This window comes from Variovorax sp. efr-133-TYG-130 (genome assembly GCF_030208835.1).
GTDB lineage: Bacteria > Pseudomonadota > Gammaproteobacteria > Burkholderiales > Burkholderiaceae_C > Variovorax.
The window spans coordinates 59975-72468 of record NZ_JARVTD010000001.1 but is presented as its reverse complement, the minus strand read 5'-3'; the positions used below and the strand labels follow the sequence as shown (position 1 = coordinate 72468).

Below are 12494 nucleotides of genomic sequence, written 5' to 3'. Positions count from 1 at the left end.
TTCGATGGGCCGCGCGGTGTTCGGCATACTGCAACCCGGTCCTTCATTCGTCTCCATGAATCGACACACTCAGCCCCCACCCGCACCCGAAAGCGCACTGCGCGCGCTCGAAGAAAAACTGGGCGCCGCCCTGCCCCCGATCCTGCGAAGCCGCTATGCCGCGTCCAACGGCGGCAGCTTCGGCGACCCGCGCAAACGCGATGCCGAGTGGCAGCTGCATCCGGTCTTCGACGCCAGCGACCGCAAGCAGATGAAGCGCACCGCCGAAGATGTTCTCCACTACACACGGCTCGCGCTGCAGGACGCGCGCTTTCCGCGCGACGGCATCAGCATTGCGCACGACTACTCGATGTACCGCCAGCTCTTCGTGCGCCGCGACCCCGCGAGCGGCAACATCGCCGAAGACATCCTGCTGTTCGACGTGCACACCGGTGAATTTTCTGCGCCGTATGCCTGCGACCTGCAGGCGGCCATCGACCAGGCCCGCGTGCCGGAGGCCGTGCAGCCCGACCCCGCGCGTGCACTGCCCGTGTTCCGCTACTACGCCGATCCGTTCGAATCGGGCGTGATGCGTACGTCCGGCGAAACCTGCCAGTGCTGCGGCCAGGCCACCGGCTACATCTACGGCGGCAGCTTCTACGCCATCGGCGACGAATCGCACTTCTGCCCTTGGTGCATCGCCGACGGCTCGGCCGCGGCGAAGTTCGACGGCGAATTCAACGACGCGGCCGGCGTGGGCATGGGCGAGGTCGAGCTGCCAATGCGCATCATCGAAGAAGTGTCGCAACGCACGCCCAGCTTCTTCAGCTGGCAGCAGGAGCGATGGTGGGCGCACTGCAACGACGCCGGCCGCTTCCTCGGCGAGATCGAGCACGTCGACCGCGCGCTGCTGGCGTCGGAGCCGGCCGCCGACTTCGTGCGCGAGACCTGCGACGACGCGCACCTCGATGCCGGCGAAGGCTGGCAATGGCTGCTCGACACGCCGTCGCGCGAGCGCAGCTTCGCGGTGTTCGTGTTCGGCTGCCTGCACTGCGGCAAGCTGGGCGGCTACGTCGACCTGAGCTGAGCGGCGCGCACGGCCGTCAGGGCATCACCTGCCCGCCGTTGACCTCGATGACCTGCCCGGTCACATAACCGCTGGCCGCCTCGCTCGCCAGGAACAGGAAGGCGCCGACGCACTCTTGGGCCGTGCCCAGCCGCCCCATGGGAATGGCATTGGCAAAGTTCTGCAGCACCTCGGGGCTCGAATGCCCGTCGTGAAAAGGCGTCTCGATCACGCCCGGCGCCACCGCATTGACGCGGATCTTCTCCTTCACCAGTTCCTTGGCCATGGTGCGCGTGATGGTCGACACGAAGCCCTTGCAAGCCGCGTAGAGCCCCGCGCCCGGCCCGCCGCCGGTGCGCGCGGCCTGCGTGGTCACGTTGATGATCGCGCCGCCGCCACTGGCGGCCATCAGCGGAATCACGCGGCGGCTCACCGCCACCACGGAGCGCGCATTGAGGCGGAACACCGCGTCGATGTAGTCGTCGTCCGCATCGACGATGGGCGAGCGCTTCACGAAGCCGCCCGCGTTGTTGACCAGTACGTCGATGCGGCCGAACTCGGCATGCACCGTCTTCACCATGCGGTCGACGGCGGCGGTGTCGGCCACGTCGGCCTGCACCAGCAGCGCGCGGCCGCCGGCGGCCTCGATGTCGCGCGCCACGTTGCGCGCCTCGTCTGCGCTGCCCCGGTAGTGCACCGCCACCCGCGCGCCGGCCTGCCCCAGCGCGCGCGCCACCGCCGCGCCTATGCCCGTGCTCGCGCCCGTGACCAGTACCGCCTTGTCCTTCAGATCGTTCATGTCGTCGTGTCTCCTTGGGTTGAAAAACGGGCGCACCCGCCACCCGCGTTCACACGGCGGCGGCTGCGATCTCCAGCTGGGTCAGCCGGCGCGCCATGCGGCCGACGAAGTTCTGCGTCACGTGCGGCAGCACCCGCTGCGACGGCACCACGATGCCGACCTGCAGCTGGTCGAGCGCCGGCAGCTCGAAGGGCCGCCAGATCAGGTCGCCGCGCTTCAGGTCTTCGATGAAGGCGATCTTCGAGAAGCACGAGATGCCCTTGCCGGCCATGATCAGCCGCTTGAGCATGGGCGTGGAATTGCAGGTGGCGGCCGGCTCCATGTCGTCCCAGAACGCGGCGAACTCGGGCGACAGCGCGGCGCTGATGACCGGGTGCGAGCTCGATCGCAGGAACGGATAGCGCGCGCACTCCTTCAGCGACACGCGCGCGTGGTTGGCCAGCGGATGGCCCGGCGGCATCACCACGCCGATCGGCAGGTTGGCCAGCGCCACCGCTGCCACGCCGCCGGGTAGCCGGCTCACGAAGGTCATGCCCACGTCGACCTGGCCCGACATCACCATCTGGGGCACGTCCATCGGCTGCACCGCGGTGATGGTGTACGTGACGGCCGGGAACACCTGCAGGAAGTCTTCCACCGCCGAAGGCAGCAGCTCCTCGAAGAACGAGTCCATGGCCGCCACCTTCACGTGGCCGGTGCGCTCGCCCTTGAGCGCGTCGAGCTCGGTGCGCATCACCTGGTACTGGTGCAGCGTTTCCTGCGCGTGCTTGAGCAGGCGCTCGCCGGCCGCGTTCAGGCGCAGGCCGTTGGGCATGCGGTCGAACAGCTCCACGCCCAGCTCGTCTTCCAGCTTGTGGATCTGCCGGTTGACCGCGCTCGCCGCGACGTAGAGCCGCTCCGAAGCCTTGCGCACCGAGCCGCAGCTCGCCACTTCGATGAAGTATTTGAGGATGCTGGCGTGCATCAGCCGGCCCTTCCTCGCGCGCAGGCCTCATCCGGCCGGCCTCGCGCGCTCCAGGGCGATGCCGGGGTGGTCGCAGGCCACCGGCCCGGTGTCGGCCGCCCCGCCGGGCGAGCCCAGCCCGCTGACGCCGGCCGCGAAGAACTCGCGGTTGATGGCCGTGAAATGTGCCATTTCGGGCGGCAGCCGAAGGTCTTCGTAGATCGCCTGCGTGGGGCAGGCGGACACGCAAATGCCGCAGTCGATGCATTCATCCGGGTGAATGTACAGAGTGCGCTCGCCTTCGTAGATGCAATCGACCGGACAGCACTTGACGCACGCGCCGTCCTTGATGTCGATGCAGGCGCCGGTGATGACGTGGGGCATGGCACGTACCTTCGCTGACGCGGCCGGCCTAGCGGCCCAGCCACTGCGGCTTGCGCTTCTGCTGGAAGGCCAGCACGCCCTCGTCGGCATCCTGCGACTGCAGTGCCGCCACCAGCGCCGGCAGCCGCACGCGGTGCGCCTCGGCCGGCGCCAGCGTGCCGGTGCGGCGCACCACCTGCTTGATGGCCTTGAGCGACAGCGGCGCGCAGGCCAGCATCTGCTGCACCCAGCGGTTGACGGCCGTGTCGAGCTCGGCGCGCGGCACCACCTCGTTGACCAGGCCCATTTCCAGCGCGCGCTGCGCCTTCACGCGCTGGCCGGTGAGCATCATGCCCATGGCCTGGCGGTAGGGAATCTGGCGCTGCAGCAGCAGCATGCCGCCGTCCAGCGGGAGCCGTCCGACCAATGGCTCGGGCAGTCCGAAGCTGGCCTCCTCGCAGGCCACGACGATGTCGCAGCCCAGCACCATCTCGAAGCCGCCGCCCAGCGCGAGGCCGTTGACGCGTGCGATCACCGGCACGTCGAGCGTCTCGCGCAGCGCGATGCCGCCGAAGCCGCCTGGCCGCGCCGCCGCCCAGTAGTCCACGCCCTTGAGGTTGGAGGTGTTCTTCAGGTCGGCGCCGGCGCAGAACGAACGCTCGCCCGCGCCGGTCAGCACCACGGCGCGGATGTCGCTGCGCGACTCGATGTCGCTCCAGATGCGCTGCAATTCGGCCTCGGTCGGCAGGTCGACCGCGTTGAGCACATCCGGCCGGTCGATGGTGACCGTGGCGACGTGGTCGATGACTTCGTAGAGCACGCTCATGCATCGGCCTCCTCGATCAGCGCGCGGGCCTCGGCCAGCACCTCGGCCGTGTGCTGCCCGAGCTTGGGCGGCGCGCGGCGCAGGCCGGCCCTGGCGCCCGACATGTGGATGGGGCTGGCAATGAACTTCAGCGCACGGCCCGACGGCGTGCCGCCCTCGAGGATCATCGCGTTGTGCAGCGTCTGAGGATCGACCAGCGCCTCGCGCATGTCGCGCACGGGGGCTGAGAGCAGGTCCTGCTCTTCGAGCTTCGCAAGCCAGTGCTCGCGCGTGTTGCTCGCAAAGCGCTCGTGGAAGATCGCGTGCAGCGCCGCCTTGTTGGCGAACTGCGCCGACAGCGTGGCGTAGCGCGCGTCGAGCGACAGGTCTTCGATGCCCAGCGCGGTGCAGATGTCGCGCAGCGGGTTGGCCTTGAAAGCGCCCACCAGCACCAGCGGCCCGGTCTGCGTGTCGAACACGCCCGACAGCGGCATGGCGGCCCAGTTCACCTCGGAGTCTTCCATCATCACCATGGCCGCCTCCTGCATCTGCATGGCCAGCATGGAGTTGTAGAGCGACACCGAGATCTTCTGCCCTTCGCCCGTGCGCTCGCGCTGCAGCAGCGCCAGCAGAATGCCCTGCACCATGTGCATGCCGGCGGTGTAGTCGGCCAGCGCAGTCGGGTAGATCGACACCGGCACCGAGGCGTCGGCGCGCCGCGCCATCACGCCGGTGAGCGCCTGGGCCAGCACGTCCTGGCCGCCCTTGTGGGCGTAGGGGCCGGTCTCGCCGAAGCCGGTGCCCACCGCGTAGATGATGCGCGGGTTGAGCCGCTTGCAGTCTTCGTAGCCCAGGCCCAGCCGCTCCATCACGCCGGCGCGGAAATTGTTGGTGACCACGTCGGCGCTGGCGATCAGCGCCTTCACCAGTTCCATCTGCGCCGCGTCGCGCAGGTCGATTTCCACGCTGCGCTTGTTGCGGTTGAGGCTGCAGAAGATCGGGTTGTCTTCACCCGCCACCGGCGCGAAGGTCGAGCGGCTCAGGTCACCCGCGCCCTTGCGCTCGACCTTGATCACGTCGGCGCCGTGGTCGGCCAGCATCTGCGTGCAGACCGGGCCCATCATGACCTGCGTGAAGTCGATCACGCGGATGCCGTCCAGCGGCAGTGCATCGGCAGCGGTCGTCATGCGGCCTCCTTCGCGAAAGAACGGGCGATGGCCGGCACGTCGGCGTTCGGCCCCTTCTGGTCGCCGGGGTCGGCGCCCTGGGCGCGCAGCGTCTTCTGCAGCTTCGCGATGTCGACCTCGCGCACCGTCACGCCGGCATTCAGGGCCAGCGCCGCGGCGGTGCCGGTGGCCTCGCCCATCGCCATGCAGGGCGGAATCTCGCGCGAGATCTTCTGCGCCGCCGAGGTGGCCGAGTAGTGGCGCCCGGCCACCAGCAGGTTCTCGACGCTGCGCGGCAGCAGCGTGCGGTAGGGGTAGTAGTAGTCGCGTCCGCGCGCCACGCTGTCCTCGAAGCGCGTGCGCTGGGCCACGTCTTCCTTGGTCATCACGTAGGCGCCTTCGAGCAGGCGGGTCTGGCGGATGCCGGTCTGCGGTGCCATGTCGATCAGCACGCACTTCGAGAAGCCCGGCAGATGGGCACGCACGAACTCGATCACCTTGTGGATGGTGGCGCGGCCCTGCACCTCGGCGCGCGTCAGGTCGCTCACCTTCAGGCCGTCGAGGCCCGGCATGTGCGGGCAGTTGCACCACACCACGCCCGGCAGCGGCGTCTTGAGCCACCACGCTTCCCAGGCGCCGCCGAGCATGTGCTTGATCTCGCGGTCCAGCGCCTGCCAGGCCACGGGCTCCTCGCGCTCGAAGCGTTCGGCTTCTTCCGTGTCGACGCCGCCGAGGCGGAACACCGTCGTCACGATGTAGCTGCCGCTGATGTGCGGCGCACCGGCCGATGCCGCCACGTCGAGGTCGCCGGTGGTGTCGATCACCACCTTGCCCAAAATGGCTTCGCGCCCGCCCTTGGTTTCGCAGACCACGCCCCTGACCTTGCCGTCTTCCACCAGCGTGCGCGAGAACCAGGAGTGCAGCCGCAGGTCGATGCCGGCCTGCAGCACCATCTCCAGCGACGTGCGCTTCCACGCATCGGGGTCGAAGGCGGCGGCGAAGCAGATGGGGTGCGGCTTCTCCTTGCTGTGGAAGTCGTAGGTGCCCCAGCGCTTCCAGCGGCGCACCGATTCGGGCAGCGTGCCCCAGTCCTGCTGGCGCGGGTACTCGGCCAGGCCGAGCGCGGACATGCGCTCGATCATTTCCAGGCAGATGCCGCGAACCGAAATCTCCTGCTGGTGGCTGTCCCACATGTCGTCCAGCACCAGCACCATGCCGCCCGAGGCCAGGCCGCCCAGGTGGTTGTAGCGCTCCAGCAGCGTCACGCTCGCACCGTTGCGCGCGGCCGCCAATGCCGCGGCCTGCCCGGCAGGGCCGCCGCCGACCACCACCACGTCCGATTCGGCTGCCACGCGAACGTCGTGCGCGGGCTCCTGCATCCAGTCGCCAATACGGCTCATAGAAATCTCCTGTTGAAATGTCTGGTTGTGTTTTTGGAATGCGCCCGAACGGTCAGGGCGCGGCCTCCGGCTGCCAGCGGATGACCCAGCGTTCGGCCAGCGTCACGAGCAAGAAGAACAGGCCCGAGAGCGTTGCGCTCATCACGATCGCGGCGTAGAGCAACGGCGAATCGAAGTTGAAGGTGGCCTGCAGAATCATGGCGCCGATGCCCACCGTGGCACCCACCCACTCGCCCACCACCGCGCCGATCACGCACATCGACGCCGCGATGCGCAGGGCCGAGAACAGGTAGGGCAACGCGTTCAGCAGGCGCAGGCGAAAGAAGATCTCGGTCTTGCTGGCCGACAGCACGCGCATCAGCTCCATCGCCTGCGGGTTGACCGACTCCAGCCCGCGCACCATGTTCACCAGCGTGGGGAAGAAGCACACCAGCGCGGCGATGGTGATCTTCGGCTCCATGCCGTTGCCCATGATGAGCACCAGCACCGGCGCCTTGGCCACCAGCGGCACGGCGTTGAACATCAGCACCACAGGAAAGAAGATGTCCTGCAGCGTCTTGTTGTGCACGAAGACCGTTGCAACGGCGATGGCCGCGAGGTTGCCCAGCACGAAGCCGCCGGCCGCCTCGAAGGCTGTGGGCAAAAGGTTGTCGAGCAGCACGTCGCGCTTGGCGTACAGCGTTTCCAGCACGGCCCACGGCGTGGGCGCGATGAAGGGCTTGACGCCGAACGCGACGATCACCAGCCACCACAGGGCGATGAGCCCGACGATGCCCAGCGCCGGCAGGATGCGGCGGCGCCAGATGCGCTTCTGCCGCGCGGCGGCCCAGGCGAGGTATTCGGGATCGGCCGAGGGCGGCGCGCCGATGGCGCCTGGCGCCCCAGGCACGGTCGTATCGATGGAACGGGTATTCATGGCTTCGGCCTCAGCAGGTTTCCAGCACGCGCCGCAGGTGGCTCGTGAGTCGGACGAACTCGGGGGTCTCGCGCATTTCGAGCGTGCGTTCGGCGGGCAGCTCCACCGGCACGATCTCGCGCACGCGGCCGGGGTTGGCGGCCAGCATCAGCACGCGCTGGCCGAGGAAGGCCGCCTCGTGGATGCTGTGGGTGACGAAGAGGATGGTCACGCCGGTCTCGCGCCACACGCGCAGGATCTCTTCGTTGAGCCTGTCGCGCGTGATCTCGTCGAGCGCGCCGAAGGGCTCGTCCATCAGCAGGATCTTGGGGTCGCTGGCCAGTGCGCGCGCAATCGACACGCGCTGCCGCTGGCCGCCCGACATCTCGTGCGGAAAGGCGTTCAGGCGGTCCTTCAGGCCCACCAGCTCGAGCAGCTCCCGCGGCGAGCGGCGGCCCTTGCGGCTTGCGCCGCCGCCCACCTGCAGCGGCAGTTCCACGTTCTGCAGCGCGGTGCGCCAGGGCAGCAGCGCCGCGTCCTGGAACACGAAGCCGATGTCGCGGTTCTTGCGCGCGGCCTGCGGCGTGGAAGACAGCACCTCGATGCGGCCCTTGCTCGGCTGCAGCAGGTCGGCCACCACGCGCAGGAAGGTCGACTTGCCGCAGCCCGAGGGGCCCAGCAGCGTGAGGAACTCGCCCTGCGCCACGTCGAGGTCCAGGCTCTTGATGGCGGTGACGTCGCGGCGCTCGGTGAAGAAGCGCACGCCGATGTCGCGGCAGGCGATGGCGGGCGGTGTACTGAGAACGGCGGCCATGGCGCGTCAGCCCTTCATGGCGCGCGCGGCGGCGGTGGCCTTGAGCGCGTCGAGCGAGATCACGTCTTCCACCTTCGGCGTGCGCGCGGTGAACTGGCCCAGCTCCGCGTAGGTGTTGATCTGCTCCTGCCACACGGCCGGGTCCATCGCGCCCCAGCCCTGCGTTTGCGCGAGGCCGCCGAAGGCGTATTCGAGCATCGCGTCGACCGCCACGCGCTCGTCCTCGCGCTTGAGGTTCGGGTACTCCTTCACCAGCATGTCGACCGACGCATCGCGATTGGCGCGCACGTAATGCCAGCCCTTGGCGGTGGCGCGCAGGAAGGCCTCGATGACCTTGGGCTGCGTCTCCAGGGTCTTGGTCGATGCGTAGTAAGGCAGCGCATAGAGGCGCACGCCCGCATCCCACTGCGTGAGCGAGGCGATGTCGGGGCCCAGCACCTTGATGGCGGTGGTGTTGGTGAGCCAGCCCGTCACCACGTCGACCTGGCCGGTGAGCAGCGGCGACATGTCGGCGCCGATGGAGACCACCTTGACGTCTTTCTCGGCGATCTTGTTCTTGGCCAGCAGCGCGCGCAGAAGAATGGCCGCCGTCGAAGGAATGCCCACGCGCTTGCCGACCAGGTCGGCCGGCTTGCGCACCGGGTTCCTGGCGAGCGAGAAGTAGGTGTAGGGGTGCTTCTGCGCGCCCACCGCGAAGCACTTGATCGGCAGTCCCTGCGACACCGCCAGCATGATCGACGGGCTCGACGAAACCTGCCCCACCTCGTAGCGGCCCGAGGCGATGATGGCCACGCCGTCGATGTTCGGGCCGCCGGGCTGGATCGCGAAGTCGATGCCTTCCTGCTCGTAGAAGCCCATGCGCTTGGCGACCACTTCGCCGATCTGGTTGCCGCCGACGATCCAGCCCAGCTGCATGTTGATGCGCGCCTTGCCCTGCGCGAAGGCGTCGACCGAGAGCAGTCCGCCGGCGGAGAGCCCGCCCGCGATGAGCGACGTCTTGAGAAGGCTGCGGCGACCCGGGTCGCGGAGGTTGGCCATGTCGGATTCCTTTTCTTCGATGCGATGAGGTGAAGTCGTTCGGCTCTTGTGTGCCGCCTTGCGATGCGGACGAAGGCATGTGAGGCAGCGAGGCGAATGCTAGGAGTGCAGTGCGCGCGCACCAAGCACCGTTTTTCGCAACGGGCGAACTAAAAAATAGTTCCCCTCGCGCGCGCCCAGCGACATTGCGGTGCATGCGGCACGAGCGCATGCACCAGCTTCGGGAAAACCATGAGCACGCGACAAGTCTTGCCGCCCCGCGCACATTCGGCTCACACAGATTGCCAATGCTTGCAGGCGCACACAGGCACGTGTACTCATTCACGAATCCGCGGCGTATCTCGCAACGGGCACCGGGGAAACCCCGAGCGCTTTCATACTCCGCAAAAACCAATGGCCGATTGCGACTGAAGCGGCCGCGATATCAGGGAGGAACCACCAATGTCCATCTTCGATGGCCCGGCTTTGCCATGACGCGCCGGGTCACCATTCAGACGCCGTTGGGAGAGGCGCTTCAGTTTCACCGGCTGGCGGGGCGCGAGGCATTGAGCCGGCTCTACGACTTCGAAGTCGACCTGCTCGGCAACAGCAACGGCATCGACGCGAAGATGCTGCTCGGAAAGCCCGCCACCGTGGCAGTGCAGACCGAGAGCGGCGACATGCGCTACCTGGGCGGCATCACCGCGTTCTTCGGGCTGGCCGAAGTGGACGCCCGCCAGAGCTTCTACCGCATGAGGCTGCGCCCGTGGCTGTGGCTCGCAACGCTTCGAAGCGACTTTCGCATCTTCCAGGACAAGTCGGTTCCCCATATCCTCGCCGAAGTGCTCGGCCGCTATGGCTATCCGGTGGAGCAAAGGCTCAGCCGCGAATACCGGGTGCGGGACTACTGCGTTCAGTACAACGAGAGCGATTTTTCGTATGTCTCTCGCCTGTGCGAACTGGAAGGCATCTGCTACTACTTCAGGCACGAGGCACAGCGCCATGTTCTGGTGTTCGCCGACGACATCGCAGCCTCGCACGACCCGCTGCCGGGCGGCGAGACGGTGCGCTTCCATCCATCGGAGAAGGCGGGCATGACCGGCGGCAACCGCGCCAACCCGGGCGAGCGCATCTTCGAATGGAGGCCCGGTGAAGAAGTGCGCTCCGGCCTTCACTTCACCGACGACTACGACTTTCTCAAGCCAGCGGCCGATCTCTCGAGCCAGCGACAGGCGCCAGCCGGGCACACGCACGACGACTTCGAATGCTACGAATGGCCCGGCGGCTACACGCAGCACGATGACGGCGAGATCCATACGCGCATTCGCACCGAAGAGCAGCTGAGCGAACGCTGCGTCGCAAGCGGGCGCTCGAACAGGCGCGAACTGGCGCCGGGCCATGTCTTCGAACTCGCCAATCACCCGAGGGACGATCAGAACCGCAAGTACCTGCTGACCAGCGTCGAGTACGAACTGCAGGAAAACATCCAGGCCAGCGAAGGCACGGGTGCCGGCGAAGGTTCCGTCCAACGCTTTGCCTTCGAAGCGCAACCTGCCGACCATGCATGGCGGCCCCGGCGCGTCACGCCGAGGCCTCGCACGCGCGGGCCGCAAACGGCCATCGTGGTCGGCCCGAAGAACGAAGAGACGTGGACCGATCGGCACGGCCGTATCAAGGTGCAGTTCCACTGGGATCGCCTTGGCGCGCGCAACGAGAACTCCAGTTGCTGGGTGCGCGTGTCGATGTCTTGGGCGGGCGACACCTTCGGCACGGCGGCGTTGCCGCGCGTCGGGCATGAGGTCGTCGTCGATTTCCTGAACGGCGACCCCGACTGCCCCATCGTCACCGGGCGCGTGTTCAACGCCACGAACATGCCTGCATGGCGCCTGCCCGACCAGGCGAACCTGTCAGGCATCCGCAGCCGCGAACTGCGTGCCGACGACGGCTCGGGCCGCGCAGGCGGCGCGCGCGGCAACCACCTGGCACTGGACGACCACCCCGGCAAGATCCAGGCGCAACTCAAGAGCGATCACCTCTGCAGCAGCCTGAGCCTTGGCCACATCGGGCGCATCGACGGCACGGAAGGCCGCGCGGATGACCGGGGCGAAGGCGCGGAACTGCGCACGGACGGCCATGCGTCGGTTCGCGCCGCCAAGGGACTGCTGCTCACCACCGAGGCGCGCCCCGATGCGCAAGCGCACATCACCGACCTCGGGGAGACCGTCGCCCGCCTGACGGCGGCGCGCGACCTGCACGAACGCCAGGGCCGGACCGCGCAGGAGGCCAAGGCGCACGAAGCGGGCGACCAGGACGCGGTCACGCAAGCTCTCAAGGAACAGAACGACGCCATCAAGGGCGGCTCGCAACACGGCACGTTTCCCGAGCTCCGCGAGCCGCACCTCGTGCTCGCCAGCGCGGCCGGCATCCAGAGCACCGCGACCGGCGCCACTCATATCGCCAGCATCACGCACAACGCACTGAGCAGCGGCGGCCACACCAGCATCAGCGCGGGCAGGAGCTTCCTGGTCAGCGTCAGGGAAGCCGCGCGCCTCTTTGCCTACAAGGCCATCCGCCTGACTGCCGCCACCGCCGGCATCGACATCGTCGCTCTGCAGAACAGCATCAACCTGCTGGCCAGGCTCGACATCAAGCAGGAGGCCGACCGGATCAGCATCACCGCCCGGGAAGAGATCGTGGTCAGCGGCGGCGGCAGCTTCACCAAGTGGAACCGCGCCGGCATCGTGCATGGCACCCAAGGCCTCTGGCGTGAACATGCGCGCACCCACAGCTACGCCGGCCCGATGGACATGGCCAAGCTCCAGCGAATGGAAGGCGTGAGCCTCGACGACAGGTACAGCGTGCGCTTCGCGCCACTGGGCAGCGACGAAGTGTTCGGGCACATGGCCATGACCGGCCTGCCCTACCGGATCGTTGACGAGAAGCAGCAGACCAGGGCCGAAGGCGTCATCCCCGAGGACGGCAGGCTGCCCCGGATCGAATTCGACACGCCCGACGAGGCCGTGCTGATCGTGGGCGAGGAGGCCTGGGACTGGAGCGAGGTTCCGACGATCCGCACGCGTGAGGACGACTCCGATGCAGCCGGGCCCGAGGACAGCGACGGTCTGGACGACGACCCGCCGGATCTCGAGGGCTCGAAGTACGCACCGCCCGGGGGGAGCACGGGCACCGACCACTTTCTCTCCGAGTCCTCCGTGCAGGCTTACCTGAACGGACCGGGCTGAACAGC

Annotated in this window: 11 protein-coding genes; 2 read left to right on the top strand and 9 right to left on the bottom strand. The window is 68.0% G+C overall.

From position 1 onward, the window contains the following. The first annotated feature begins 55 nt into the window (after nt 1-55). Entirely contained in the window at nt 56-1066 is a 1011-nt protein-coding gene (locus QRN67_RS00375; RefSeq protein WP_285409734.1) for a CbrC family protein, read from the top strand. A gap of 16 nt (nt 1067-1082) precedes the next feature. On the opposite strand, the gene QRN67_RS00370 is transcribed toward QRN67_RS00375, so the two are convergent. From QRN67_RS00370 to QRN67_RS00330, 9 genes are read right to left on the bottom strand one after another with little or no spacing between them, the layout of a single operon-like run. Further along, complete coding sequence (locus QRN67_RS00370) at nt 1083-1844, bottom strand: SDR family NAD(P)-dependent oxidoreductase (protein ID WP_285409732.1); 762 nt, start codon at nt 1842-1844, stop codon at nt 1083-1085. A gap of 49 nt (nt 1845-1893) precedes the next feature. After that, complete coding sequence (locus tag QRN67_RS00365; RefSeq protein ID WP_106933957.1) at nt 1894-2808, bottom strand: LysR family transcriptional regulator; 915 nt, start codon at nt 2806-2808, stop codon at nt 1894-1896. Between the two features lie 27 nt (nt 2809-2835). Beyond that, the gene (gene fdxA / locus QRN67_RS00360) at nt 2836-3171 is read right to left on the bottom strand and encodes a ferredoxin (RefSeq protein WP_285409730.1); all 336 of its coding nucleotides are present in this window, start codon (nt 3169-3171) and stop codon (nt 2836-2838) included. Between the two features lie 28 nt (nt 3172-3199). Further along, a complete protein-coding gene (locus tag QRN67_RS00355; RefSeq protein WP_285409728.1) occupies nt 3200-3976 on the bottom strand; it encodes an enoyl-CoA hydratase-related protein in 777 nt (258 codons plus the stop codon). Beyond that, entirely contained in the window at nt 3973-5142 is a 1170-nt protein-coding gene (locus QRN67_RS00350; protein ID WP_285409727.1) for a CaiB/BaiF CoA transferase family protein, read from the bottom strand. Before QRN67_RS00350 ends, QRN67_RS00355 begins: the two co-directional genes overlap by 4 nt. Further along, nucleotides 5139-6521 (bottom strand): FAD-dependent oxidoreductase, encoded by a 1383-nt coding sequence (locus QRN67_RS00345; RefSeq protein WP_285409725.1) that lies wholly within the window; start codon nt 6519-6521, stop codon nt 5139-5141. Before QRN67_RS00345 ends, QRN67_RS00350 begins: the two co-directional genes overlap by 4 nt. Nucleotides 6522-6573: 52 nt before the next feature. After that, nucleotides 6574-7437 (bottom strand): ABC transporter permease, encoded by an 864-nt coding sequence (locus tag QRN67_RS00340; protein ID WP_285409724.1) that lies wholly within the window; start codon nt 7435-7437, stop codon nt 6574-6576. A gap of 10 nt (nt 7438-7447) precedes the next feature. Then, nucleotides 7448-8230, bottom strand: coding sequence for an ABC transporter ATP-binding protein (locus QRN67_RS00335; RefSeq protein ID WP_081267182.1), 783 nt, complete (start codon nt 8228-8230; stop codon nt 7448-7450). A gap of 6 nt (nt 8231-8236) precedes the next feature. Continuing rightward, a complete protein-coding gene (locus QRN67_RS00330) occupies nt 8237-9268 on the bottom strand; it encodes an ABC transporter substrate-binding protein (protein ID WP_285409722.1) in 1032 nt (343 codons plus the stop codon). Between the two features lie 470 nt (nt 9269-9738). Between QRN67_RS00330 and QRN67_RS00325 the strand changes: the two genes are divergently transcribed. Beyond that, on the top strand, nt 9739-12489 hold the full coding sequence (locus QRN67_RS00325; protein ID WP_285409721.1) for a type VI secretion system Vgr family protein: 2751 nt from the start codon (nt 9739-9741) through the stop codon (nt 12487-12489). Nucleotides 12490-12494: the final 5 nt, after the last annotated feature.